Raw genomic sequence first — 24,157 nt, forward strand, 5'->3', positions numbered from 1 at the left:
CAAGGGCAGCAGGCGGAGGCGAAAGCCGTTCCAATTGCGAAGGTGGCTTGGGCCGGCGTGGGCATGGCCTCTCGGCTGACTGACTTCGGGCCCGGACAGCATTACACGCGCTACATGCGACGTCTCGGCGTGGGGCGATGTCGGGGCGAGGTGCTTGGTGGCGGCCTGTGTATCGGCACAGGGACCCTCACCCCAACCCCTCTCCCGCAGGGAGAGGAGCTTGCAGCGGCGCGATGGCCGGTGCTGCGCTTGTAATCGGTGTTGTAGGCGTTCCGTAGGCCCTGGTCTCTTCGATAGAGACGACGTGCTGATGACTTCTGCGAAGGCATCGACCCGGCGGCGAAGCGCAGCGCTGCACGAGACGCTGCTCTTCCGATTCCCGATTCCCGATTTCCCCATTTCCTGCCTTCAAGCGCTCCGCAGCGGGCACTCCACCGGCAAATGCATGCGCAAGCGCGCCGGCACGCATTCGATGCGGAAATGCTGCGAGGTTTCCGGTTCGCCGTCCAGATTCAAGGTCAGTGGTTGGTGCGAGACCATCTCCAGCCAGGGCAGCCGGGCGCGCACGGCGACGCGTTCCAGTGCGGCCTGTTTGCCGCCGGTGACCAGAGTGCCGAGGGTGGCGGCCACTTCGCCATTGAGCGCGGGCACGATGGTGACGTCGAGCAGGCCATCGTCGATCAAGGCTTCCGGGCACAGCGCCTGGCCGCCACCGGCCTGGCGCCCGTTGCCCAGGCCGAGTGCGATGAACTCGCCCTCCCAGCTGAAATCCGGGCCGCTGAAGCGGGCGCTGATCGGGTCGATCCGGCCCAGCCGCGACATGCCGGTAATCAGATAGGCCAGGCCGCCGAGCATCTTCTTCAAACCCTCGTCGGTTTCCACCGTGACCTGGGTACCGAAGCCGCCACTGGCGACGTTGGCGCACCAATGCGGGCCGTGCTCGGCGTCGATGCGCAGCAGGTCGATCGGTTGCGCCGGGCGTTCGGCGATCAGCGTCAGCGCGTCGAGCGGCTCGAGCGGGATGTTGGCGGCGGTGGCGAAGTCGTTGGCGGTGCCCAGCGGCACCAGACCCAGCGAAGGCAGCGTGGCGGCATCGGTGTCGTGATGGGCGAGTGCGGCGGCCACTTCGCTCAGGGTGCCATCGCCACCGGCGGCGACCACGGTGTGCACGCCATCGGCGACGGCTTCGCCGACATAACGCTCGGCATCGCCCTCTTCCCAGGTGACCCGTACATCGAGCTGGATGCCGCGCTTGCGCAGCGCTCCCACCGCCTCACGCAGGTCCAGATTGTCGGTGGACTTGCCGTTGAGGATCAGACGCCAGTGGGACGGGGCCATGCGCGCTGCCAATGCTGTGGGAGTGATGCGCGCAGGCTAGCAGCGGGCCGCTGCGTGCATCGTGAATACGCACTGCCACCGGGCTGTCATTGGCATGTCATCGATGACCCGGAGGATGGAAGTCCATAGCAGGGACGACGGGCGGGGGCAGGATCAGCCTCCAATTTTCTTGAAGGCCGCTCCAATGGGAGCGGCCTTTTTTTATGCGCCGCTGGTGCGCGCCGCATTTGGCTCAAGCACCAGCGGCAAATGCCGTCAGGCGCTCGCCGTCGAGCCGGTACACCGTCCAGCCCTCCATCGGGCGCGCACCGACGGCCTGGTAGAACGCGATGGCCGGCGCGTTCCAGTCCAGCACCGACCACTCGAACCGCCCGCAGCCACGCTGCACGGCCAACCGGGCCAGATGCCGCAGCAGCGCCAGGCCAGCGCCCTGCCCGCGCGCTTGCGGACGCACGAACAGGTCTTCCAGATACAGGCCATTGCGGCCAAGCCAGGTCGAGTAATTGAAGAAATACACCGCAAATCCCAGCGCCTGCCCGTCCTGCTCGCAGATCAGCGCATGCGCGGTGGCGCCGTCGCCGAACAGGCTGGCGCGCAGCTCCTCCGGGCTGGCCTTGACCGCATCGGGCTCGCGCTCGTACACCGCCAGTGCGGTGACCAGTTCGTGCAGCAGCGCGGCGTCATCGGGCGTGGCGCTGCGGATCTGCAGCGGGGCCTGGCTCATCGCACCGCATCCACCGCCGCACGCATCTGCGCGATCACCTGCGCATAGTCGGGGGCATTGAAGATCGCCGAGCCGGCCACGAAGGTATCGGCACCGGCGGCCGCGATCGCGCCGATGTTGTCGGCCTTGACCCCGCCATCGATCTCCAGCCGGATCGGCTTGCCGAGCGCATCGATCTTGCTGCGGATCGCGCGCAGCTTGTCCAACGCCGAGGGAATGAAGGCCTGCCCGCCGAAGCCGGGGTTGACCGACATCACCAGCACCAGATCCAGCTCCGGCAGCACCCAGTCCAGAATGTCCACCGGCGTGGCCGGATTGAGCACCAGCCCGGCCTGGCAGCCGTGCGACTTGATCAGCTGGATCGTGCGGTGCACGTGGCGGCTGGCTTCGGGATGAAAGCTGATGGTGGTGGCGCCGGCATCGGCGAAGTCCGGCACGATGCGGTCCACCGGCTCGACCATCAAGTGCACGTCGATCGGCGCGGTGATGCCGTGTTTGCGCAGCGCCTGGCACACCATCGGGCCGATGGTGAGGTTGGGCACATAGTGGTTGTCCATCACATCGAAGTGCACCCAGTCGGCGCCGGCCTTCAGGACGTTGTTCACCTCTTCGCCAAGACGGGCGAAATCGGCGGACAGGATGGACGGGGCGATCGCCGTCGGTTGCATGGGCAGCTCGGAAGGTAACGGAGCGCACATTCTCGCAACCGGGATCGCAGGATGAAAGCGTCAGGATGAAAGCGTCCTGCATCCGTGCGCCGCCATCGTGCGTACACACAGAACTGGCGCGCTGCGCCCGATTAAGGAGAACGCATGAAAACCACCCCGCTCGCTTCTGCTGCCATCGTCCTGTTGGCCCTCGCCCCGTCCGCCTGGGCACAAACCGGCCCGGCCGACTGGTCCGGCTTCTCCATTGGCGCCAATGTCGGCGGCGCCGACGTCAGTGGCGTCTCCGGCGGCCGCTTCGGCTTCGACACCAATCTGGATGGCCGCGACGGCGACCAGGTCAGCACCGCCACCGGCGCCGATGCGTTCTCGCCCGGCTTCTGCGGTGGCGCCGCCGCCGGCCGCACCCCGGCCAGTGGCTGCAGCAAGGACAAGGGCGGTGCCGAATATGGCGCGCGTCTCGGTTATGACTGGCAGGCCGGCAACTGGGTCTACGGCGTGGTGGCCGAGTACACCCGCAACGACCTGCGCGACAGCGTCAGCGCCTTCAGCACCACCCCGGCGTTCTACACCTTCACCCGCAAGCTCAACCGCACCGCCGCCCTGCGTGGCCGTATCGGGTATGCCTTCGGCGAGCAGGGCGATTTTCTGGCCTACTTCACCGCCGGCGTGGCACGCGGCGAGTTCGACCACAGCTTCTCCAGCAGCAACACCGCCAACAGCTTCACCGGCAGCGGTGGCGACAGCGCCGACGGCTATCAGGCCGGTGTTGGCCTGCAGCGCCGGTTGAGCGACAACGTCTCGGTGGGCGTGGAATACCTGTTCACCCGCCTGGAGGACGAAGACACCCGCGTGCGCGTCGGGCCGGGCACCGCACCGGCGACCAACCCGTTCCTGCGCGTCAATCCGGCCGGTACCGATCTGCGCCGCACCGATACCGATTTCTCGGCCAATGCGGTGCGGTTGACGGCGACCTATCGTTTCTGAGTCTTGGGTGTGTGAGTGAGCACGACGCCTGGCCTCAATGGTCAGGCGTTTTTGTTATGCGAATTTTTCTGCTTCGATTCCTGAGCAGGCCGCTGCATCGCCTCGCAGCGAGACCAGATGCGCAGCGTTCGATCAGCGTTTGCGCAGCCGCTGGATGCGATCGTAGGCGGCGTTGATCTGGCTGGCCTTCTTTTCGGCCTGACTGCGGGCCTCCGGGCCGGCATTGGCCACCTTGTCGGGATGGTAGCGCGACATCAGCCGGCGATAGGCCAGGTCGATCTCGGCAGTGGTGGCGTCCGGCTCCAGCCCCAGCGCTTCGTACGGGTTTTCGGCGCGGCGTTTGAACCAACCGGCGTCCACCGCGTGGCCGATCGCCAGGCCGATCATCAGCCCCACCACCGGTGCCCCGCGAAACAGCAAGGCGCCGGCCAGTGCACCGAGCAGTTTTCCGTACCAGGACATGGGCGATCGGGGGCGGGGAGGCGGGTTGGCGATAGTACCCGAACGCCCGACCGGCCTGGCTGACACGGCCTGCACGCGGCCGCGCGGTTGCCTCCAATAAATCCAGCGGCGCGCACCGAAGCGCCGTACACTACGCGGCCCGCTGCCCACCCGCGGGCCCGCCGGGTCCCGGGGACAGCGTCATTGCGACGTCCTTAGGAGTGCCTGTGTCGACCACGCTGTTGCAATCCGATCTGCCCGGCCTGCCGTTGCGTCACCGTGGCAAGGTCCGCGATGTCTTCGACATTCCCCGCGAGCGCCTGCCCGCCGACGCGCCGCCGGGCGACTATCTGCTGATGGTGGCCACCGACCGCCTGTCCGCGTTCGACGTGGTGCTGCCCGACCCGATCCCCGGCAAGGGCGAGATGCTGTGTCAGGTCTCCAACTTCTGGTTCCACAAGACCGATCATCTGATGCCCAACCATCTGGTCGACATCCGCGTGGAGCAGGTACTGCCCGAGGGTGTGGACCCGGCGCTGTATGCCAGGCGCGCAGTGGTCACGCGCAAGCTCAAGCCGGTGCCGGTGGAAGCGATCGCACGCGGCTACCTGATCGGCAGCGGCTGGAAGGATTACCAGCGCACCGGCAAGATCAGCGGCATCGAACTGCCCGACGGCCTGCGCCAGGCCGAGAAACTGCCCGAGCCGATCTTTACCCCGTCGACCAAAGCCGCTGTGGGCGACCACGACGAAAACATCGACTTCGATGCGATGGTCAAGACGGTGGGTGCCGAGCTCGCCGAGCGCGTGCGCGATGCCACGTTACGCATTTACCGATTCGCCGCCGATTTCGCCGCCGAACGCGGCATTCTGCTGGCCGACACCAAGTTCGAATTCGGCACCGACGCCGATGGCCGCCTGTACATCATGGACGAGATGCTGACCCCGGACTCCTCGCGCTACTGGCCGGCCGACCAGTACGAACTCGGCACCAGCCCGCCCAGCTACGACAAGCAGTTCGTACGCGATTATCTGGAGACCCTGGACTGGGGCAAGACCGCACCCGGCCCCAGCCTGCCGGCAGAAGTGATCGAACGCACGCGTGCGAAATATGCCGAAGCATTGCAGCGGTTGGCGGGTATTTCGGTTGATTGATGTTTGAAGCCCCGGTTGCGGGGCTTTGAAGTTGCACCATTGCAGCGATGACCTGAGCGCCAAGCGACTTACTTGGCGCACGCGTTTTGACCACCGGCAGCAATGCGGCCGCCAACGCCAATCTGGCGCAGGGCCAACTCGTCTGCGTACAAGGCATCGGCCGCGCAGGGCAGAATCCGCTTTACTATTATGTCGTCGCAATCCCTGCAAGCAGTGTCGCAAAATGCAAGAACAATGCGTTGTGCGAGAAGTACGGCGACAGGCCGATCAAACGCTTGGCGCCTGCCGCCGGTGATGCCTGCCATGCAGCCGCACCAGGTCAGTATGTCGGCGATTGCGTGCAGGGGTGGGTGAGTGCAAATGCGCTCGACGTGTTTTCAAACGGAATCTAGTTGCTGGCAATCAAACTCGGCAAACTCACGACTTTAATTACTGCCACTTAGTTATTATCGACGGCCGTTTTGAAACACGCTTGCGCCCGAGGGCAACGGGACGAACAGCGAAATGACCAAGCGCACTTCTTCAAGGGCTTCGGCACGACGGTCAGGCGAGCAGATAGCCAGGCCGATTGATCTGCCTGGTGCCCGCCAGCTCGTGCAAACGGTGAAGCCGCAAGCCTTCACATATCTGCAAGCAGCACACGAATAGAATCGCGCCCGCGCTTTAGCTGCCCCCGATACGATCAGGAGGATCCGTTGGCCCTTTTCCGAATTTCCCTGCATGCCCTGGCACTGTGCCTGGCGCTTGCTGCCTGCACTCAACAGGCGGGTCCAGCTACCGTTGCGACGCCTGCCGCACCTGCAGCCTCAACGCCCGCCGCCGCCCCGACAACGCCCGCCCCGGCGACAAGCTGTTCCGATGCCGACTTCCCCGCCTTCCTGAAACGCTTCAGCGCGGACATCGCAGTACAGGAAAAGGCCACAGCCGATCCGCTGACGATGATCCAGCTCGATCCGGACGCGCAGCCCGAGCCTGCGCCGGTGACGCGCACGGTTCCGCTGGCCAAGGTCGAGTGGCCGGTGATCCCCAACCTGGAGGCGGCCCGCAACGGCGGCCGCGAAATCACGATCTCCGAGGAGGCTGAAGGCCGCCAGGTGCTGGTCCGCACACCGGACACCGGCGACCAGCAGGTCTACCACTTCGCCCAGCAGCCCTGCTGGACACTGGTGAAGGTGGACGACCAGTCGTTATGAAGCAATGGGCCACCGGAAGCGTTTTCCTGCAAGTGTAGATAACTGGCCCTGTCACTCTTATCTCCAAGGAAGCGAACTGATGCGACGCTTTATCTCCACCCTGCCCGCCCTCGGTTTGACACTCTTGCTTGCCGCATGCGGTGATAAGCAGGGCGTCGCAGATAACACTGCCAGCGCACCGGTCGCACCAACTTCCAACGCCCATTCCCCCGCTTCGATGGAAGCGGCTAAACAGGGACAGAATGACATGATCAAGGAATGCTCTGGCGCGCGTCTGCACCTGACCGCGCTACCGTCCAAAAGCGGTGATTCCCCCAAAACGCGCGTGGAAATAGAGCGCAATGGCGAGCGCCAGGAATTGGCACCGCCTGCAGAGATGGTTGACTACACGGCGGTCGGGCTGGGCTGCGCCGAAGACGGAAAGGGAACCAATTACTTCGTCATCCAGTATGGCGAGCTTCCCTATGGTTGCGAGTTCTGCGAATGGTTCTTCCTCTATGACGCAAAGGGTCAGTTGCTGAATCACGCGGCACCACCGCTTCGCGAGCAGGACGGCCAGCAGAGCCCGAATAACGACGAATACGAACACAAGCTCGAAGAGTTGGGACTAAAGCACCCGGAACTGGTGCCTTTCCAGCCCTGAGCAAAGGATGCTCATGCACTGCTAATGCCGGTGCATGGCGAAGGTAGTACGCAGTACATGGAGCAGCACCCGTTACAAGGAAGAATCTGTCTCATAGAAAGGAACGCACGATATGACCGACAACACGATCTATACCGAGATGCTTCAGCCACGCGGCGCTGCGTATAGCAGCGACCGGATCAAACCGTGGAGCCATTATCGCGAGCCCATCGACAGCGCAGATGGCCGACTGCACGGCGAATCGCGTCGCTGGGGCGATGCCAGTCCACAGACCCAATCGCGGGTGATCGATAGCCTCATCGATGCCTCGCAGGATGCCGGGCTTTCATCGCGTGAGACCGCTTATGTTCTAGCCATCGCCCGGGTCGAATCGGGCTTCAATCCTGACGCAGCTGCGGGGACCACGTCTGCTTCGGGTCTGGGTCAATTTATTGATCGCACCGGTGCACATTACGGGGTCACCACGTCCAACCGCTTCGATGTGCAGACGCAATCGCAGGCATTGGTGCAACATTTCATCGATAACCGCGATCTCGCGCGTAGCCGCGGCCAGGACGAGGATTACATTTACAAGTATCACCACGATGGTCCCAGCAAAGATTATGGTGGCCTTGCTCTATCCCGGCGCGAAATCGCCCCTCACCTGGACAATTACACCCAGTTCGTAGATCAGCGCCTCGCCCAGACGCAGGGAAACGCAGTGGATCGCTCGGCGCCAGCGGCGCACCCAGCCGAACCCAGCCATGCCGCTCGCAGTAACTTCCAGCAGACGATGGAACGCATGCTGCCGGGCCGGGGCAGTACCGATCCGCATATCACTGGCCATTACGGCGAGCACCGCGGCAGCCGTGGTCCGCACGGCGGTACGGACTTCAATTACGAGGGTGGCCAGGCTGGTCGCAATCTGCAGCATCCGACCGTGCATTCTCCGGTCGCGGGAACCGTCACGTTCGCCGGTGGCAACTACGGCACCGTCAAGATTCGCGATGCGCAGGGCAACTCGCACGAGATCCTGCATCTGGAAGGGCTCAAGGTCAAAGAAGGCCAGGCGCTGTCTGCGGGCGATGCCATCGGTACGATGGGGGGACGCGGCCCGAACGGTGCCAACCAGTACGCACAGCATGTGCATTACCAACTGCGCGATGCCAACGGCAAGCTGACCAGTCCGGAGACGTTCTGGAATCAAGGCCATCATCAGGAATCAGGCGCTCGTCAGGCTCAAGCATCGACACACGCTGGCAACGGCACGCTGCGTCAGGGCGATCACAATCCCGATGTCGGCAAGATGCAGCAGGATCTCAACCGACTCGGCGTGCGCGATGCGCAGGGGAACCGGCTTGCCGAGGATAGCCGCTTCGGCGACAACACGCGTGAGGCGGTGATCGCATTCCAGAAGCAGCATGGGCTGCAGCCCGACGGCGTGGTGGGCCCCAATACGCAGGCCGCCTTGTCCGCGTTGCCGGCGCAGGCCCAGACGCAGGCAGGCCAGACGCAGCAGGCCGCGCCGAAGGGCCCATCGTTGAACGATGCCTCGCATCCGGACCATGCGCTGCACACCGCGATCCGCAGCAGGCTGCCAAGCATGATCTCCAACGAGACGGCGGCCCATGTCACCTTGCAGGCCAAGCAGAACGGCATCGATTCTGCCGACAAGCTGCAGGACGTCACGGTACAAAACGGTAAGGCGTTCGTCATGGGAACCACGCCAGGCTTCCGTGCGGCAGTGGATCTGAATCAGCCCGCTCCCACGCTGGAGCAGACCAGTGCGCAGTTGCTGGCTGGCCAGACGCAGCAGCAACAGACGCAGGACGAGCAGCACAAGGTCGCCATCGGCGGCCGCTGAGGGTGCAGTAATGCATCAAAAAAGCCGGCCAGTTTTCTGGCCGGCTTTTTTTGTGCGCGCGCCCTACATCGCCATCGTCGCTCACGACTGAAAGCGATGCCGCAATCGAACGCCACTGCATGCTCCCTGGCGCACCACGTGTCACTGGGCGCCGACACATTCTTGTAGAAACAGCGATCTTGTAGAACAGCGCTGCGATATACGTCTGCAGCGCGATGAGCGCCGATCATGCAGCGTGTCTTGCATCTGTCTGCGATGCGCTCCACAACGCAAAGTGGCGCGGCGCACAGAACGCGACACAACTGTAATTTTTACTACTGCGCTATCACAGACTGTGCAAGGTTGGCTGCCGGCACCCTGCTGCCATCGCGATCGGCTGATGCTCGTCGCCGCCGATCTTTGCATTGCACGTTTCCTGGGAGAGAGTCGTCATGCAATTCCATGTGTTGGGCGCAGCGATCTGCTGCGCGCTATCGTTGTCTGCCGTCGCCAGTGCTGCGGATCTTTCCGCCGATGCCGCGGTAGCGCGCGCGCAATCGTTGTTGGGCAACAACGCTGCGGCGTTGGCCAATCGTGCAGCCGCCGATACGTTTGTCGCGCGCGACAGCATTGTCGATGCCGATGGCACCGAGCATGTGCGCTTCGATCGCACCTATCAGGGCTTGCCGGTCATCGGCGGCGATGTGGTGGTGCATTCGCGGCGCGGGGTAATGCGTCAGTTGAGCCAGACCATGGACACCAACGTGCGCCCGGCCATCGTACCGGGCATCGATGCCAACACGGCCATGCGCGCGGCCGGTGCGCAGTTCGATGTGGAACAAGATGCCGCACCGCGCGCAAGTCTGGCGCTGTATGCCCGCCAGGGTGCACCGCGACTGGTCTACGAAGTGATCTACAGCGGCATCAAGCCCGACCAGACGCCCACCGAGATGCATTACATCGTCGATGCGGTCAATCAACGCATTCTCGACTCCTGGGATACGGTGCACACCGTGTGCAGTGGCGGCACCAGCGCGACCGGCGCCGGGCGTTCGCTGTATGCAGGCAACGTTGGATTATCGACAACGCGCTGCAGCAGCGGTTACGAGCTGACCGATCTGAGCCGCGGTAGCGGTGCCACTTACAACATGCGCAACAGCACCTCCGGCAACGGCACGCTGGTCACCGATGCCGACAACGCCTGGGGCAGCGGCGCCAACAGCGATACGGTGACGGCAGCGGTGGATGCGCATTACGGCGTGGCCTTGACCTGGGACTACTTCCGTACCGCCCATGCGCGCAACGGCATCGCCAACGATGGCGCGGGTGCGCGCAGCCGGGTGCATTACGGTAGCCGGTACAACAACGCATTCTGGCAGGACAGCTGCTTCTGCATGACCTTCGGCGATGGCGACGGCAGCACCTTCACGCCGCTGGTCTCGGTGGATGTGGCCGGCCACGAGATGACCCATGGCGTGACCAGCCGCACCGCACGGTTGGTGTACTCGGGCGAGTCCGGCGGTTTGAACGAAGCCACTTCCGACATCATGGGCGCGATGGTGGAGTACTCCGCCAACAACAGCGCGCAGCCGGGCAATTATCTGATCGGCGAAAAGATCGTCCCCGGCAACAGCAGCGGCACGCTGGCGTTGCGCTACATGTTCAAGCCCAGCCTGGATGGCGATTCGCCCGATTGCTACAGCAGCAGCCTGGGCTCGCTCAACGTGCACTACAGCTCGGGGGTGGCCAACCATTTCTACTATCTGCTGGCCGAGGGCGCGGTGGTGCCGAGCGGCTTTGGTGCGGGCACCAGCTGGAACGTGACGCCGGCCGGGCTGGTGTGCAACGGCAATACCGCGTTGACGTCGATCGGCCGTGCCGCAGCCAGCCGCATCTGGTACCGCGCGTTGACGGTCTACATGACCTCATCGACCAACTATGCGGCCGCACGCAGGGCCACGTTGAGCGCGGCCACCGATCTGTATGGCAGCACCTCCACGCAATACCGCGCGGTTGCCGCAGCGTGGAGCGCGGTGTCGGTCAACTGATGCATGCCGGCCCTTGCCACGCGACCGGCGCGTGGCAAGGTGCCCGGCTGCCACAGCGCCATCCGCGCGCGTATGCTTGGGTCATTCCTGGGAGGGAACATGACCGAACGCACCACGACCGCGCGACCGATCGACCGCTATTTCGCCAGCTATTCCGACGATCATCAAAACGCCACCAACCAGCAGATCCATGTGCTGGCAGTGCCGGCGATCCTGTGGTCGGTAGTGGCCTTGCTGTGGTGCATCCCGGTGGGCGGCACCTGGTTCAGTAGCGGCGTGTGGGCGGCGCTGTCGATGTTCGCGGTGTGGTCGTACTACAACCGGCTGTCGCGCCCGCTGGGGTTGGGCATGCTGGGCATCTTCTTCTTCTTCGGCTGTCTGTGCCGCTTGATCGAGAGCAAGCTTGGCCTGGGCGGCGTGTTCACGTTGGGCGTGGCGGTGTTCGTGCTGGCCTGGATCGCACAGTTCGTGGGCCACAAGATCGAAGGCCGCAAGCCGAGCTTTCTGACCGATCTGACCTATCTGCTGATCGGGCCGATCTGGGTGTTGGCCAAGGTGTATCGCCAGCTGGGTTGGCGCTACTAGCTCGACGCACCAAATTCACTCGCGAACGCCGAGTTCTTCCGGCAACGGACGAAACGCACGCGGCGCGTAACCGAAATCGCGGCGCGCCGGCTCCAGATCGAACACCAGGTCATCGCGCATGCGCTGCAACGCCGCTGCATTCATGCCACGCAGGCGGCCCAGCCGTTGCGCAGCGCTCAGCGCCAACCCGAACAGCGTCGGCGGCATCTGATACAACCGCGCCGGTCGTGGCAACGCAGCCAGCACGCGCTCCACCATCTGCATGTAGGCCAACACTTCGCCACCGCCCACCGCATAACTGCGCTGCTGCGTGGCCGGCTGGGCGACTACCGCCAGCGCGGCGCTGGCCAGATCGTCCACATGCACCGGCTGACGTAAACCGGTGGCGTTGGCCGGCAACACGAACGCGCCGGTGCGCTGCGCCAGGCTGGCGATCTGGGTGAGCGTGCGGTCGCGCCCGGCGCCGTAGACCAACGTCGGGCGCAGCACCGTTGCGGTTGCGCCGCGCGCCTGCGCTGCAGAAAACAGCGCCTGTTCGGCGTTTGCCAGGCGCCGGGCCACATCGCGCTCAGCCGCGTCGATCGAATGTTCCTTGACCTCCAGGCTGGTGGAACCGAACGCCACAATGCGCGGGGCGACCACCGGATTTTCGGCATACCAACGTGCGAAATGATCCAGCGGGCCGCAACTGAAGATCACCTCGAACGCCTCGCCTGCCGCTGCCGGCACAGCCAGATCGCCTTGCCGCCAGATCAACCCGGTACGCGCCGCACGCGGCTGCCGCGACCACGCCGTGACCTGCCAGCCACGGCTCAATAACCGCGTCAGCAGGCGTTCGCCAATCTGCCCGCTGCCGCCGAACATCAGGGCGCGTGGCGCAGAGACAGCAGTGGACGGAGCGGGATTGGCGGCAGTCACAGGGCTCGGATGCAGTCTGGGTGAGCCCAGCATAGCGAGTGCAACGCAGCGATGCGACGCCGATCCAGCGGCGATTTCCGCATGCGTGCGGCGGCGACGTTGACACGGACGTCAGTCAACGTTTTGTTAAGCTCTCTGGCCTGCTCGCGAATCTTGTGTTCCCTGCATGCCTTTTTCGTTGGAAATCCTGCTCGCGCTGCCCTTCGTGATGGCGGCCGCCACCGCGCTGTTCTGGCGCACCTCCCGTTCGATCACTGCGTGGTTGGCTGCGGCCGCGCCGTTGGGCGGGCTGCTGATCCTGGCAATGCTGACACCGGCGGTACTGCGTGGTGAAGTGATCCGCAGCGAACATGCGTGGTTGCCGCAAATCGGTTTGCTGTTCTCGCTGCGGCTCGATGGCCTGGCATGGATGTTCGCATTGCTGGTGCTGGGCATCGGTGCGCTGGTGGTGATGTATGCGCATTACTACCTGAGCGCACGCGACAGCGCCTCGCGCTTTTTCGCCTATCTCATGCTGTTCATGGGCGCGATGCTCGGCATGGTGTTGTCGGGCAATCTGTTGTTGCTGATGGTGTTCTGGGAACTCACCAGCATCAGCTCGTTCCTGTTGATCGGCTTCTGGTCGCACCGCAAGGACGCGCGTGAGGGTGCGCGCATGGCGTTCGTGCTGACCGCCGGTGGCGGCCTGGCGTTGCTGGGCGGCATCTTGATGATCGGCCGCATCGTCGGCAGTTTTCAGCTGGATGCGGTGCTGGCGGCCGGCGATCTCATTCGCGCCAGCCCGCTGTATCCGTATGCGTTGGGCCTGGTGCTGCTGGGCATCTTCACCAAGAGTGCGCAGTTTCCGTTCCACTTCTGGCTGCCGCATGCGATGGCCGCGCCGACGCCGGTCTCGGCGTATCTGCACTCGGCCACGATGGTGAAAGCCGGGGTGTTCCTGCTGGCGCGTCTGCACCCGGCACTGGCCGGCACCGACCTGTTTTTCTACACGGTCACCAGCATCGGTGCGATCACGCTATTGCTGGGCGCCTGGCATGCGATCTTTCAGCACGATCTCAAAGGCGTGCTGGCGTATTCGACCATTTCGCATCTGGGCTTGATCACGATGCTGTTCGGTCTGTCCACGCCGATGGCGGTGGTGGCCGGCGTGTTCCATATCCTCAACCATGCGGTGTTCAAGGCCTCGTTGTTCATGGCCGCCGGCATCATCGACCACGAAACCGGCACGCGCGACATGCGCAAGCTGGGCAATTTGCGCCGCCTGATGCCATTCACCAGCGCGCTGGCGATCATCGCCTCGTTGGCGATGGCCGGCGTTCCGCTGCTCAACGGCTTCCTGTCGAAGGAAATGTTTTTCGCCGTCGCACTGGAAACCGAAGCGCCGCAGGCGATGCGCGTGTTGGCCAGCATCGCTGCGCTGCTGGCCGGCCTGCTCGGCGTGGCCTACAGCCTGCGCTTCGTGCACGACACCTTCTTCGGCCAGGGCCCACGCGATCTGGACACCACCCCGCACGAGCCGCCGCGCTGGATGAAGATTCCGGTGGAGGTGCTGGTGTTGATCTGCGTGGCGGTGGGCATCGTGCCGGCATGGACGATCGCGCCGGTGCTGCGCGCCGGTGCAAGCGCGATCCTGGGCGACAGGTTGCCCGACTACAGCCTGGCCCTGTGGCATGGCTGGAACTGGCCATTGGCGATGAGCATCGCCGGCATGGTGGGTGGCACGCTGTTGTACATGGCGCTGCGCCGCACGCTGGACCTGTATGCGATCCAGAACCGCTCGCCGGGCAAAGCGCTGTTCAACTGGAATCTGCGCGCACTGTATGCCGCCACCGCGCGCATGACCGATGCGGTCACCAACGGCAATCTGCAACGCATGCTGATGTTGCTGGTGTTGAGTGCGGTGGTGGTGGCGCTGGTCCCGTTCCTGCAGGGCGGCACGCTGCCGGCCTGGCCTGCACCCACGCCGATGCCGCTGCTGGGCTGGACGGTATGGCTGCTGATGATCGCCTGCGCACTGGGCAGCCTGTTCCTGTACAAGCAGCGCCTGCTGGCGGTGCTTGTACTGGGCGGCACCGGCCTGGCGGTCAGCCTGACCTTCGTGTTCCTGTCGGCACCGGATCTTGCCTTGACGCAGTTGCTGGTGGAGATGGTGACGCTGGTGCTGATGCTGCTGGCGATGAATTACCTGCCCGAGCGCTCGCTGCCCGAGCCTGCGCGCCTGCGCAAGATCCGCGATGCGGCCCTTGCGATTGTCGGTGGCGCCGGCCTTGCGGCCCTGGCCTACACCTTGATGACACAGCCCAGCCACACCGTGGCAGGGGAAATGCTGCAGCGTGCACTGCCGGAAGCGTACGGCCACAACGTGGTCAACGTGATCCTGGTGGATTTCCGCGGGTTAGACACCTTCGGCGAGATCACGGTGTTCGCCATTGCCGGGCTGGTGGTGCATGCCCTGCTGCGGCGCTCGCGCATGGCGCCGGAGCGCAGCATGCCGGGGCCGCCGATCAAGTTGCCGGTGCCCGCCGATCTGGCGCAGATCATGTTCCCGCTCACGCTGACGGTGTCGTTGTTTCTTTTCCTGCGCGGGCATAACGCGCCCGGTGGCGGCTTCATCGCCGGCCTGGTGCTGGCGGTGCCGCTGCTGATGCAGTACGTGATTCAGGGCACCGCCTCGGTGGAATCGCGCTTCGGTTTCGATTACATCCGCCTGATCGGCATCGGGCTGTTGTTCGCACTGGTCAGCGGTGCGGGCTCGCTGCTGTTCGGCATGCCGTTCTTGAGCAGCGGGCATGTGGAGATTCCGTTGCCGCTATTGGGTGAGCTGGAACTGGCCAGCGCGCTGGGTTTCGATATCGGCGTGTATCTGGTGGTGTTCGGCGCGGCGATGTTGATGCTGTCGATGATGGGCACGATCAAACCTTCGCGCACGCGCAGTTCGCAGCGCGGCGAGATCGACCCCACCCAACGTTCGACACGCACTGCGGAGCAGCATTGATGGAATTGGCACTGGCAAGCGCGATCGGCGTTCTCACTGCATTGGCGATCTACCTGCTGCTGCGCGCGCGCAGCTTCGATGTGATCCTGGGGATGACCTTCCTGTCGTATGCGACCAACCTGCTGATCTTCGCCGGTGGGCGCGTGCGTAGCGGTCAGGCGCCGGTGTTGCGCGACGACGTGCCCGCCGATTTGATGCACTACACCGATCCGTTGCCGCAGGCGCTGGTGTTGACTGCGATCGTGATTGCCTTCGCGATGACCGCGGTGAGCCTGGTGCTGGCGATCCGCAGCCGCAGCGACAACGGCAGCGATCATGTGGATGCACACGAAGATGCCACCACCGGTGTGGACACGCGCGAGGCGCGGCGATGAATCATCTGCTGATCCTGCCGATCCTGATTCCGATGCTGGGTGCGTCTGCGTCGCTGTTTGTCGAGCATCGTCGCTACGGGCCGCGCGTGCAGCGCACGGTGGCGTGGGTGAGCATGGTGTTGCTGGCTGCGTCCGTGATCGCACTGTTTGCGCGCGCCGCCGAAGGCGAGGTGCTGGTGTATCTGCTGGGCGACTGGCCGGCACGCATCGGCATCGTGCTGATGGGCGATCGCCTGTCGGCGTGGATGCTGTTGACCACCTTGATGCTGGGCTCGGCCTGCCTGCTGCATGCGTGTGCCGGCTGGGACCGCCGCGCGCCGCATTTCCATGCACTGTTCCAGTTCCAGTTGATGGGCTTGAACGGTGCGTTCCTGACCGGCGACATCTTCAACCTGTTCGTGTTCTTCGAAGTGATGCTGATCGCCTCCTACGGCCTGTTGCTCAGCGGCGGGCGCGGCTTGCAGATGCGCGTGGGCCTGCATTACGTGGTGTTCAACGTGTGTGTGTCGACCTTGTTCCTGGTCGCGCTGGGCCTGTTATTCGGGGTGTTCGGCACGCTCAACATGGCCGAGCTGTCGCAACGTATCGCCGAGCTGCCGGCGCAGGATGTGCCGCTGGCCAAGGCCGCATTGGGATTGTTGCTGCTGGTGTTCTGCAGCAAGGCCGCGTTGCTGCCGTTGTATCTGTGGCTGCCGGAAACCTACTCGCGTGCGCCGGCCGCGGTGGCGGCGTTGTTCGCGATCATGACCAAGGTCGGGCTGTATGCCACGCTGCGGGTGTCGTCGCTGTGGTTTGGCGCCGGTGCCGGCGCACTGCAGGGCTTCGGTCGGCACGCGCTGCTGTGGCTGGGTATCGCCACGCTGGTGATGGCCGCCATCGGGGTGATGGCGGCATCGCGGCTGCGGGTGATGGTGTCGTATCTGGTGGTGTTTTCGGCGGCAACCTTGTTCATCGCGTTCTCGCTGGACGATGCCGGCGCCTTGGGCGCGGGGCTGTATTACCTGCCGCATAGCAGCTTCGTGGCCGCCGCCTTGTTCATGGTGTCGGATCTGATCCGCCGGCGGCGTGGCAGTGCCAGCGATCGCAAGGAAGTGGTCGCGCCACTGCCACGGCGTGGGATGCCCGGCACGATGTTCATGATCGCCGCAGTGGCGGTGGCCGGCTTGCCGCCGTTATCCGGATTCCTGGCCAAGGCGGCGTTGCTGCAGCATGTGCCCGATGGTCTGGTCGCGCCGGTGTGGGCCGCGATCCTCGGCAGCAGCCTGTTGGTGGTGATCGGCCTGACGCGTGCCGGCGTGCGCCTGTTCTGGCGCGTACCCGAAGCGGTGGAAGATGCGCCGGAGCTGCAACCGCAACGGCGTGGCCGCATGCGCCCGGTGGAAACCGCCGCCACCGTGTTGCTGCTCAGTGGCCTGGTGGCGATGACGGTGGGCGCCGGTCCGTTGATGCGTTACACCGATGCGGCCGGCGCGCAGCTGCGCGACCCCGGTGCGTATGTGGAACAGGTGCGTGCCACCACACCGCAACGGAGGCAGCCATGAGCGCGCGCGCACCGCTGCGGCGGCGTATGTTTCCGTCAGCACCATTGAGCGTGATGGTGTTCGTGTTCTGGTTGCTGCTCAGCGACAGCTTCGGGCCGCAGCAGTGGGTGCTCGGCTTGTTGCTGGGCTGGGTGGTGCCGATCTTCGCGGCTCGACTGGACCGCGAGTTTGCGCAGATCGGTTCGTTGCGTTCGGTGCCACGCATGCTGCTGGTGGCCGCAGGCGACATCGTGCGCTCCAACATCAAGGTGGCCGGCCAGGTGCTTGGCCCGGAGTCGCGCATCCATCCCGGTTTCATCTGGGTGCCGCTGGATATCGCCAACATCCATGGCATCGCCGCGCTGACCAGCATGATCACGCTCACCCCCGGCACGGTGTCGGCGGCGCTCTCGGACGACCGCAAGTATCTGCTGGTGCACGTGCTGCATCTGGACGATCCGGACGCGTTGATCGCCGAGATCAAGACCCGCTACGAGAAGCCCCTGATGGAGATCTTTCCGTGACCGGCCACATGTTCATCGAATCGACCATCGTCATCTGCATGCACGCGGTGGGTCTGGCTATGCTGATGGCGCTATGGCGATTGCTGCGCGGGCCTTCCGTGCCCGATCGCATTCTTGCGTTGGACACGCTCTCCATCACCGCCATCGCCGAGCTGATGCTGCTGGGCATGTACCTGGATTCGCCGATCTACTTCGAAGCCGCGCTGGTGATTGCGATGCTGGGCTTCGGAAGCACCGTGGTGCTCAGTAAATATGTCTTGCGCCGGGACATCGTCGAATGATCGCCCTGACCGAATATCTGCTGAGCGCGTTGCTGCTGGTCGGCACGTTCTTCATCCTGATCGGCGCGCTCGGGCTGGTGAAGCTGTCGGACTTTTTCAAGCGCCTGCATGCGCCGACCAAGGCCAGCACCTTGGGAGTGGGCTGCGTACTGCTGGCATCGGTGGGCTATCACCTGTTTTTAGGCGTGGACCCGCAACCGCGCGAGTTGCTGATCACCGTCTTTTTGTTCATCACCGCACCGATCAGCGCGCACATGATGGCCAAGGCGGCGCTGTCGCTGATGATGGAAAACCGCCCGGAAGTGCCGAACAAGGGCGAGATGCATGAAGAAGGACTACCGCAGGTGCAGGGCGATGTCGGCGAGAACGAAGAAACCGAGAAACAGCATCTGGGGCCAGAGTCGGAGCAGCACTAGGCGTTGAACTTAGGCCTCGAAAGGCGGCGATCGACTGAGCGGCACCAGGCGTTTGAACGCGATCCGGCACGCGCTTCAGCCACAGCCTTCGACATAATCCACCTGCGGCAGCTGTCCTACCCGCCAGTTGGTCACCCTGCCCTGGGCATCGGTTTCGAACACCAGCGCCGACTTTGCCGCCGCATCGGCAAAGCGCAAGCTGAGCGCGCCGGGGACGTACTTGTGCGGCTGCTCGGTCAGGCCATCGGGATACAGCGCGCGCAGCTGCGCCACCGTCATGCCGACCTTGCCGCCACCGGGCGCGAGCTCTTTGGGCTCGCTGGTCTGGTAGCGCACGAAGTAGTCGCCCTCGAACATGAAACCGAAACGGCGCGCGTCGTCGGCCCACTGCGGCCGCAGCAGATAACAGCCGCCATCGGTGGCCGCCTCGCCGCGCAAGTCGCCACCCCAGGCAGCACGTGCCTGCGCCGCATCCATGCCCAGACGCAGATCGCCATAGCCATCCAGACGTGCGAGTGCGACCGGGTCCTGGCGCAGTTGCGGCGGGAACGCGCCAGCGGGTGCGGTGGCGGGCGGCACCTCGCCAGGTGGCTGATCGTTGGTGACTGCGCCGACGGGCACCTGCTCCGCACTGGCTGGCTCAGCCTTCGCAGAAGCGTCGTCGGCGCGATTGCAGCCACTGACCAACAGCAGTGCGCCCATCAAACCAAGCAGTCTGGATGTCATGCGTGCATTCCTTACGGGTCCGCGACAGCCTACACAGCACGCATCGCGGCGATGTGCAGAACGCGATGGCCATTGCCGGTGTGACCATCGCGTCGTACCGATGTCATCGGCGCTTCATTCGCAGCGGTCACGCTGACGGCTTCGCAGGACTGCCGCCATGACCCCACGCAAGACCGAACTCGCTGTCACCGCGCTGCAGTCGCACCGCAGCCCCCTCACGTTGTTGCAGCGGCGCACCCTCATCCTGGCCGATGGCCAGCGTGACCTGGCGACGCTGGCCCAGTTGCTGGGCGGCGATGCCGCCACGCTGGTGCAGACCTTGTGTGCGATGGGATATCTGCAGCTGGGTGAAGCCGATGCAGGTGCGGGTGGCGCGGATAGTGCGTCCGGCACGTCCGCTGCGACAGAGCCGACGTCCGCTGCGCCGGTGCAACCGACGGATGCGCAGCAGATCGAAGAAGACCTGCAGCGTCAGCGGCGTCGCGCGGCCACCAATGCACGGCTGTATCTACTCGACATCCTGCAACTGCAACGCAATCCCGCCGCTGCCGCGTTGCATCGTCAGCTGCAGGCCGCGCGCGCGGAAGAAGCCATCGGTGCCGCCATCGCCGAGGCGCTGCGCGAACTGCCGCAGATCACCTCGGCAACCTATGCCGAACGCGTGCGTGCACGCATCGGCGAATTGCTGCCGGATACGTTGCAGGCGGCGTGATCCAACAGCGGTATCCAGCAGCGGCGCGCCCTGATATCCACCCTGGGCTAGCTGTGGGCCTGAAGCGATCTATATCACCACTGCTGCTCACCGCCAGCCGGCACGGTCATTGCTCGATGCGGCATCGTCCCTTCGTGCGCACCGTTTTGCCCAGCGAGGCGAACGATGCCACGCCACTGGCCGTATTGGAACGCCGTCCAGCGCGTGCTGCGACGGCGCGACCGGGACGACAAGCGTCGTGCGCGCTGCCCGCACCCGCCTGCCGAGCGCTCGCGGCGTCTTATCAGCCCCTCTGACATCGCATCATTCCGAGGTCGGCAGCTGAAACGCCGCACGCAAGCCCGACCAGCACTGCTGATAATCGCCCTGCCGATGCGCTGCCTGCATCGCTTGCCCGGTAGGACGCAACACCGCACGCGTCTCGAACATGAAAGCCATGGTCTCGGTGATCACATCCGGGCGGGTGAGATCGGCGTGCGAGGCCTTGTCGAAAGTCGCCGCATCCGGGCCATGACCGCTCATGCAGTTGTGCAGCGACGCGCCACCCGGCGCGAAGCCGTCGGCCTTGGCGTCGTAGACGCCGTGCACCAGGCCCATGAACTCGCTGGCCACATTGCGATGGAACCACGGCGGGCGGAAGGTGTGTTGCGCCACCAGCCAGCGCGGCGGGAAGATCGCAAAATCCATGTTCGCGGTGCCATGCGTGTCGCTGGGCGAGGTCAGCACGGTAAAGATGCTAGGGTCCGGGTGATCGAAACTGATCGAGCCGATGGTGTTGAAGCGGCGCAGATCGTAGCGATACGGCGCGTAGTTGCCGTGCCAAGCGACGACATCCAGCGGGGAGTGGCCGATGTCGGCACGCCATAGATGGCCTTGGAACTTTGCCACCAGTTCGAAAGCGCCCTCGCGTTGTTCGAAGACCGCATGCGGGGTTTCGAAATCGCGCGCATTGGCCAGCCCGTTCGAGCCGATCGGCCCCAGGTCGGGCAGGCGCAGCAATGCGCCGAAGTTTTCGCAGACATAGCCGCGCGCTTCGCCATCGGGCAGCTCGACACGAAACCGCACACCGCGCGGTATCACCCCGATCTGCTGCGGCTCCAGCTCCAGCACGCCCAGCTCGGTGTGGATACGCAGGCGGCCGAGTTGCGGCACCAGCAGCAATTCGCCATCGGCGTCGTAGAAGAAGCGATCGCGCATGGAGGCGTTGGCCGCATACAGATGCACGGCGACACCGGATATCGCCTCCGGCCCGCCGTTGCCGGCCATGGTGTAGAGACCATCGACAAAATCGGTTGGCGTGGAGGGCAACGGCAATGGACTCCAACGTAGTTGATCCGGCGGCACTGGACCGCGACCGAAGTCATTGTGGAAGGTGGATTGCTCGATCAACGAGAACGCACCATGCACCGCCGCCGGACGGATGCGATACAGCCAGCTGCGCCGGTTCTCGCCGCGCGGCGCGGTGAACGCCGTGCCGGATAGCTGTTCTGCATACAACCCGTGCGCCACACGCTGCGGCGAGTTCTGCCCCACCGGCAAGGTATCGACTACTGCCTCGCTGGCGAATTCATTGCCGAAACCGGTCATGTAACGCTGGTCGTTGTGCATGGGTGCGTCCGGACTGTGCCCCCACAGGGGCTGGAATTAAGCCCCTCTCCCCTCGGGAGAGGGGTTGGGGTGAGGGTACGGTGTAGCGACCATCTTGCAGATCGTCTCAACCACCGCATCCAGCGAAAGCAATACATCGTTGTTCCAGAAGCGCAGCACTGTCCATCCCTTCGATTGCAGCCACCGCGTCCTTGCCTGATCGCTGGATGCTTGGTGCTGCGATCCATCCAGCTCAACAACCAACGCCGCATCGATACAACAAAAATCTGCGATGTACGGCGGAATCGGATGCTGACGTCTGAACTTGAAACCTTGTAGTTGATTGCTGCGTAAACAGCGCCAAAGTGCGCGCTCTGCGTCTGTCATCTCACTGCGTAATGCACGTGCGTGGGTGCGCGTAACAGTGGGTAATGGTGGTTTGATTTTCATCGTTCCACCGTACCCTCACCCCAACCCCTCTCCCGTGGGGAGAGGGGCTTCAGCAACGTACGTTTTCATCACTCTGTGTTGTCAGACACATGCGTTGCTTGGCGCGCGCGCGATTGGCTGCTACATGCGACTTGTCTGTGTAATTCGCCTGATCCATACCAAAGCTCCGCCTGATTTAACAAGCTGCGGCGTTAGGCATCACAACGAATGCCACTGCAAACCCGCACCGACGCAGTTAATAGCACCAACCATAAATCCCGAATTGCGAATCACCAATCCCAGACTTACAGCACCCCACGCTTCATCTGATCGCGCTCGATGCTCTCGAACAACGCCTGGAAATTACCCTCGCCAAAGCCCTCATTGCCCTTGCGCTGGATGATCTCGAAGAAGATCGGGCCGATGCAGTTGGTGGTGAAGATCTGCAGCAACTTGCGCTGCTTGGTGTCCACATCCGCATCGATCAGGATCTTGTTGCGACGCAGGCGTGCGACATCTTCGCCGTGGTCGGGGATGCGCAGGTCCACCACGTCGAAATAGGTGTCCGGCGTGTCGAGAAAGCTCACGCCTGCCTCGCGCATCTTTTCCACGCTGGTGTAGATGTCGTCGGTGAAGCAGGCGATGTGCTGGATGCCTTCGCCCTGATAGGCGTCCAGATACTCGTTGATCTGGCTCTTGGGGTCGGAGGACTCGTTGAGCGGAATGCGCACGATGCCGTCCGGGGCGGTCATCGCCTTGGACACCAGGCCGGTCTTGGCGCCCTTGATGTCGAAGTAGCGGATCTCGCGGAAGTTGAACAGGCGCTCGTAGTAATCCGACCAGCGCTGCATGTTGCCGAAGTACAGGTTGTGGGTCAGGTGGTCGATGAAGGTCAGCCCGAAGCCGGCCGGGTGTTGGTCGGCGCCTTCGATCGGCTCGTAGTCGGCGTCGTAGATGCTGCCCGCGTCGCCATAGCGGTCCACCAGATACAGCATGCAGTCGCCGATGCCCTTGACCACCGGCGCCGGCACTGCGCGCGTTTCGGCCTTGTCCTGCACCGCTTCGCCGCCGTTGCCCAGCACGGTCTGCAGCACCGTCTGCGCCGGGGTGCGGAAGCGGATCGCAAAGCCGCAGGCGCTCGGGCCGTGCGCAGCGGCGAAATCGGCGGCAAATGAATCGGGGTCTTCGTTGAGCAGGAAGTTGACCCCGCCCTGGCGATAGACGGTAATGGCGCGGCTGCGGTGGCGCAGCACCGGGCTGAAGCCCATCTTGCGGAAGTAGTCGTGCAGCTGTTCCGCCTGGCCGGCGGGGGCGGCGAATTCGACGAATTCGAACCCGTCGATCCCCATCGGGTTGTCGAAGGTGGTGACCTGCATGCCCAGGTTCGGGCGGGTTACGGTACTGCTCGGTTGTGCGCTCATCGTCGTTTCTCCACGCTAGGCCGTCCGCAGGGCTATGCGGGGTGGCAGAAGACCCGCGAGAATGCGCAGGCCACCCAAGGTTTGTAGTTGCAAATGAAACCAAAATCAAGACACAGTGCAACATGAGCGATCTCGACGCCCCCACTCCGCCGCACCATCCTGTGCTGCTCAACCTCGAGCAGTTCCTGCCGTATCGCCTCAGCGTGCTGTCCAACCGCATCAGCAGCAACATCGCCAAGGTCTACGGCGATCGTTACGGGATGGCCATTCCCGAGTGGCGGGTGATCACCATCCTGGCGCTGTATCCGGGTTCCTCGGCCAGCGAGGTCTCTGACCGCACCGCGATGGATAAAGTTGCAGTGAGCCGCGCCGTGGCGCGCCTGCTGGAGCGCGGCTTCATCCGCCGCGAAACCCATGGCGACGACCGCCGCCGCTCGATGCTGGCACTGTCGCCGGCCGGGCGCCAGGTGTACGAGACCGTCGCCCCGCTGGTCAACGAGATGGAGCAGCGGCTGATGTCGGTGTTCAGCGCCGAGGAGCAGCAGATCCTGGAAAAGCTGATCGACCGGCTGGCCAAGGATGGGCTGCCGAAGATGGCCGGTAAGGAGTGAGGCTCTCGCACGATTGAGAGGCGATACGGGTGATCGGCGTTTC

General features: G+C 64.2%; 25 protein-coding genes. 16 read left to right on the plus strand and 9 right to left on the minus strand.

Features of this window, described 5'->3' with window-relative positions:
- Nucleotides 1-408 precede the first annotated feature (408 nt).
- From yegS to rpe, 3 genes are all read right to left on the minus strand, one after another.
- A complete protein-coding gene (gene yegS / locus NYR97_RS05525) occupies nt 409-1,338 on the minus strand; it encodes a lipid kinase YegS (RefSeq protein ID WP_316697017.1) in 930 nt (309 codons plus the stop codon).
- A gap of 232 nt (nt 1,339-1,570) precedes the next feature.
- On the minus strand, nt 1,571-2,062 hold the full coding sequence (locus tag NYR97_RS05530; RefSeq protein ID WP_316697018.1) for a GNAT family N-acetyltransferase: 492 nt from the start codon (nt 2,060-2,062) through the stop codon (nt 1,571-1,573).
- The gene (rpe, locus tag NYR97_RS05535) at nt 2,059-2,730 is read right to left on the minus strand and encodes a ribulose-phosphate 3-epimerase (RefSeq protein WP_104551395.1); all 672 of its coding nucleotides are present in this window, start codon (nt 2,728-2,730) and stop codon (nt 2,059-2,061) included. Before rpe ends, NYR97_RS05530 begins: the two co-directional genes overlap by 4 nt.
- 144 nt (nt 2,731-2,874) lie before the next feature.
- Here rpe and NYR97_RS05540 point away from each other — a divergent pair, with 144 nt between their 5' ends.
- On the plus strand, nt 2,875-3,714 hold the full coding sequence (locus NYR97_RS05540) for an outer membrane protein (protein WP_316697019.1): 840 nt from the start codon (nt 2,875-2,877) through the stop codon (nt 3,712-3,714).
- Nucleotides 3,715-3,846: 132 nt separating this feature from the next.
- Here NYR97_RS05540 and NYR97_RS05545 read toward each other — a convergent pair whose 3' ends face one another.
- Nucleotides 3,847-4,176, minus strand: a complete 330-nt coding sequence (locus tag NYR97_RS05545) for a J domain-containing protein (RefSeq protein WP_006448472.1) — start codon at nt 4,174-4,176, stop codon at nt 3,847-3,849.
- A gap of 206 nt (nt 4,177-4,382) precedes the next feature.
- Between NYR97_RS05545 and NYR97_RS05550 the strand changes: the two genes are divergently transcribed.
- From NYR97_RS05550 to NYR97_RS05580, 7 genes are all read left to right on the plus strand, one after another.
- Nucleotides 4,383-5,309 (plus strand): phosphoribosylaminoimidazolesuccinocarboxamide synthase, encoded by a 927-nt coding sequence (locus NYR97_RS05550; RefSeq protein ID WP_316697020.1) that lies wholly within the window; start codon nt 4,383-4,385, stop codon nt 5,307-5,309.
- A gap of 86 nt (nt 5,310-5,395) precedes the next feature.
- Nucleotides 5,396-5,701, plus strand: coding sequence for a hypothetical protein (locus NYR97_RS05555; RefSeq protein ID WP_316697021.1), 306 nt, complete (start codon nt 5,396-5,398; stop codon nt 5,699-5,701).
- A 303-nt stretch (nt 5,702-6,004) separates the two neighbouring features.
- The gene (locus NYR97_RS05560) at nt 6,005-6,502 is read left to right on the plus strand and encodes a hypothetical protein (protein ID WP_316697022.1); all 498 of its coding nucleotides are present in this window, start codon (nt 6,005-6,007) and stop codon (nt 6,500-6,502) included.
- Nucleotides 6,503-6,581: 79 nt separating this feature from the next.
- Entirely contained in the window at nt 6,582-7,145 is a 564-nt protein-coding gene (locus tag NYR97_RS05565) for a hypothetical protein (protein ID WP_316697023.1), read from the plus strand.
- A gap of 112 nt (nt 7,146-7,257) precedes the next feature.
- The gene (locus NYR97_RS05570; RefSeq protein ID WP_316697024.1) at nt 7,258-8,988 is read left to right on the plus strand and encodes a peptidoglycan-binding protein; all 1,731 of its coding nucleotides are present in this window, start codon (nt 7,258-7,260) and stop codon (nt 8,986-8,988) included.
- 431 nt (nt 8,989-9,419) lie between these two features.
- Nucleotides 9,420-11,015 carry a M4 family metallopeptidase gene (locus tag NYR97_RS05575; protein ID WP_316697025.1) on the plus strand — a complete coding sequence of 532 codons (1,596 nt, stop codon included), beginning with the start codon at nt 9,420-9,422 and terminating at the stop codon, nt 11,013-11,015.
- A gap of 99 nt (nt 11,016-11,114) precedes the next feature.
- Nucleotides 11,115-11,600, plus strand: coding sequence for an Mpo1 family 2-hydroxy fatty acid dioxygenase (locus tag NYR97_RS05580; protein ID WP_115037386.1), 486 nt, complete (start codon nt 11,115-11,117; stop codon nt 11,598-11,600).
- A gap of 15 nt (nt 11,601-11,615) precedes the next feature.
- Here the strand turns inward: NYR97_RS05580 and NYR97_RS05585 are convergent, their stop codons facing one another.
- Nucleotides 11,616-12,518 (minus strand): NAD-dependent epimerase/dehydratase family protein, encoded by a 903-nt coding sequence (locus NYR97_RS05585; RefSeq protein WP_316697026.1) that lies wholly within the window; start codon nt 12,516-12,518, stop codon nt 11,616-11,618.
- 166 nt (nt 12,519-12,684) lie between these two features.
- On the opposite strand from NYR97_RS05585, the gene NYR97_RS05590 reads away from it, so the two are divergent.
- From NYR97_RS05590 to NYR97_RS05615, 6 genes are read left to right on the plus strand one after another with little or no spacing between them, the layout of a single operon-like run.
- Nucleotides 12,685-15,513, plus strand: coding sequence for a monovalent cation/H+ antiporter subunit A (locus NYR97_RS05590; RefSeq protein ID WP_316697027.1), 2,829 nt, complete (start codon nt 12,685-12,687; stop codon nt 15,511-15,513).
- Nucleotides 15,513-15,887 carry a Na+/H+ antiporter subunit C gene (locus NYR97_RS05595; RefSeq protein WP_006451720.1) on the plus strand — a complete coding sequence of 125 codons (375 nt, stop codon included), beginning with the start codon at nt 15,513-15,515 and terminating at the stop codon, nt 15,885-15,887. Before NYR97_RS05590 ends, NYR97_RS05595 begins: the two co-directional genes overlap by 1 nt.
- A complete protein-coding gene (locus NYR97_RS05600; RefSeq protein WP_316697028.1) occupies nt 15,884-17,428 on the plus strand; it encodes a monovalent cation/H+ antiporter subunit D in 1,545 nt (514 codons plus the stop codon). Before NYR97_RS05595 ends, NYR97_RS05600 begins: the two co-directional genes overlap by 4 nt.
- Nucleotides 17,425-17,931: a Na+/H+ antiporter subunit E gene (locus NYR97_RS05605; protein WP_205393495.1), complete on the plus strand. Its 507-nt coding sequence runs from the start codon at nt 17,425-17,427 to the stop codon at nt 17,929-17,931. The genes NYR97_RS05600 and NYR97_RS05605 overlap by 4 nt, the downstream gene beginning before the upstream one ends.
- Nucleotides 17,928-18,212, plus strand: a complete 285-nt coding sequence (locus NYR97_RS05610; protein WP_023902357.1) for a K+/H+ antiporter subunit F — start codon at nt 17,928-17,930, stop codon at nt 18,210-18,212. Before NYR97_RS05605 ends, NYR97_RS05610 begins: the two co-directional genes overlap by 4 nt.
- Nucleotides 18,209-18,628: a Na+/H+ antiporter subunit G gene (locus NYR97_RS05615; RefSeq protein WP_205393494.1), complete on the plus strand. Its 420-nt coding sequence runs from the start codon at nt 18,209-18,211 to the stop codon at nt 18,626-18,628. Before NYR97_RS05610 ends, NYR97_RS05615 begins: the two co-directional genes overlap by 4 nt.
- 75 nt (nt 18,629-18,703) lie before the next feature.
- Here the strand turns inward: NYR97_RS05615 and NYR97_RS05620 are convergent, their stop codons facing one another.
- Nucleotides 18,704-19,330: a lectin gene (locus NYR97_RS05620; RefSeq protein WP_316698052.1), complete on the minus strand. Its 627-nt coding sequence runs from the start codon at nt 19,328-19,330 to the stop codon at nt 18,704-18,706.
- Nucleotides 19,331-19,511: 181 nt separating this feature from the next.
- Here NYR97_RS05620 and NYR97_RS05625 point away from each other — a divergent pair, with 181 nt between their 5' ends.
- Nucleotides 19,512-20,066 (plus strand): hypothetical protein, encoded by a 555-nt coding sequence (locus tag NYR97_RS05625; RefSeq protein WP_316697029.1) that lies wholly within the window; start codon nt 19,512-19,514, stop codon nt 20,064-20,066.
- Between the two features lie 303 nt (nt 20,067-20,369).
- Here the strand turns inward: NYR97_RS05625 and hmgA are convergent, their stop codons facing one another.
- From hmgA to hppD, 3 genes are all read right to left on the minus strand, one after another.
- Complete coding sequence (hmgA, locus tag NYR97_RS05630) at nt 20,370-21,674, minus strand: homogentisate 1,2-dioxygenase (protein ID WP_316697030.1); 1,305 nt, start codon at nt 21,672-21,674, stop codon at nt 20,370-20,372.
- Between the two features lie 36 nt (nt 21,675-21,710).
- Complete coding sequence (locus NYR97_RS05635; RefSeq protein ID WP_316697031.1) at nt 21,711-22,103, minus strand: endonuclease domain-containing protein; 393 nt, start codon at nt 22,101-22,103, stop codon at nt 21,711-21,713.
- A gap of 284 nt (nt 22,104-22,387) precedes the next feature.
- Nucleotides 22,388-23,503, minus strand: a complete 1,116-nt coding sequence (hppD, locus tag NYR97_RS05640) for a 4-hydroxyphenylpyruvate dioxygenase (protein ID WP_316697032.1) — start codon at nt 23,501-23,503, stop codon at nt 22,388-22,390.
- Between the two features lie 122 nt (nt 23,504-23,625).
- On the opposite strand from hppD, the gene NYR97_RS05645 reads away from it, so the two are divergent.
- Entirely contained in the window at nt 23,626-24,114 is a 489-nt protein-coding gene (locus NYR97_RS05645) for a MarR family winged helix-turn-helix transcriptional regulator (RefSeq protein ID WP_168959080.1), read from the plus strand.
- Nucleotides 24,115-24,157 lie beyond the last annotated feature (43 nt).

The sequence above is a fragment of the Xanthomonas hydrangeae genome (assembly GCF_032697525.1).
GTDB lineage: Bacteria > Pseudomonadota > Gammaproteobacteria > Xanthomonadales > Xanthomonadaceae > Xanthomonas > Xanthomonas hydrangeae.

Bases quoted from the DNA above. Each gene is read 5' to 3' on its own strand.
- NYR97_RS05600 (WP_316697028.1), top strand. From the start codon at position 15,884: ATGAATCATCTGCTGATCCTGCCGATCCTGATTCCGATGCTGGGTGCG.
- NYR97_RS05620 (WP_316698052.1), bottom strand. From the start codon at position 19,330: ATGGGCGCACTGCTGTTGGTCAGTGGCTGCAATCGCGCCGACGACGCT.
- NYR97_RS05540 (WP_316697019.1), top strand. From the start codon at position 2,875: ATGAAAACCACCCCGCTCGCTTCTGCTGCCATCGTCCTGTTGGCCCTC.
- NYR97_RS05615 (WP_205393494.1), top strand. From the start codon at position 18,209: ATGATCGCCCTGACCGAATATCTGCTGAGCGCGTTGCTGCTGGTCGGC.
- NYR97_RS05645 (WP_168959080.1), top strand. From the start codon at position 23,626: ATGAGCGATCTCGACGCCCCCACTCCGCCGCACCATCCTGTGCTGCTC.
- NYR97_RS05625 (WP_316697029.1), top strand. From the start codon at position 19,512: ATGACCCCACGCAAGACCGAACTCGCTGTCACCGCGCTGCAGTCGCAC.
- NYR97_RS05545 (WP_006448472.1), bottom strand. From the start codon at position 4,176: ATGTCCTGGTACGGAAAACTGCTCGGTGCACTGGCCGGCGCCTTGCTG.
- NYR97_RS05595 (WP_006451720.1), top strand. From the start codon at position 15,513: ATGGAATTGGCACTGGCAAGCGCGATCGGCGTTCTCACTGCATTGGCG.
- NYR97_RS05565 (WP_316697023.1), top strand. From the start codon at position 6,582: ATGCGACGCTTTATCTCCACCCTGCCCGCCCTCGGTTTGACACTCTTG.
- hmgA (WP_316697030.1), bottom strand. From the start codon at position 21,674: ATGCACAACGACCAGCGTTACATGACCGGTTTCGGCAATGAATTCGCC.
- NYR97_RS05605 (WP_205393495.1), top strand. From the start codon at position 17,425: ATGAGCGCGCGCGCACCGCTGCGGCGGCGTATGTTTCCGTCAGCACCA.
- NYR97_RS05590 (WP_316697027.1), top strand. From the start codon at position 12,685: ATGCCTTTTTCGTTGGAAATCCTGCTCGCGCTGCCCTTCGTGATGGCG.
- NYR97_RS05580 (WP_115037386.1), top strand. From the start codon at position 11,115: ATGACCGAACGCACCACGACCGCGCGACCGATCGACCGCTATTTCGCC.
- NYR97_RS05575 (WP_316697025.1), top strand. From the start codon at position 9,420: ATGCAATTCCATGTGTTGGGCGCAGCGATCTGCTGCGCGCTATCGTTG.
- NYR97_RS05635 (WP_316697031.1), bottom strand. From the start codon at position 22,103: ATGAAAATCAAACCACCATTACCCACTGTTACGCGCACCCACGCACGT.
- NYR97_RS05570 (WP_316697024.1), top strand. From the start codon at position 7,258: ATGACCGACAACACGATCTATACCGAGATGCTTCAGCCACGCGGCGCT.
- NYR97_RS05530 (WP_316697018.1), bottom strand. From the start codon at position 2,062: ATGAGCCAGGCCCCGCTGCAGATCCGCAGCGCCACGCCCGATGACGCC.
- rpe (WP_104551395.1), bottom strand. From the start codon at position 2,730: ATGCAACCGACGGCGATCGCCCCGTCCATCCTGTCCGCCGATTTCGCC.
- hppD (WP_316697032.1), bottom strand. From the start codon at position 23,503: ATGAGCGCACAACCGAGCAGTACCGTAACCCGCCCGAACCTGGGCATG.
- yegS (WP_316697017.1), bottom strand. From the start codon at position 1,338: ATGGCCCCGTCCCACTGGCGTCTGATCCTCAACGGCAAGTCCACCGAC.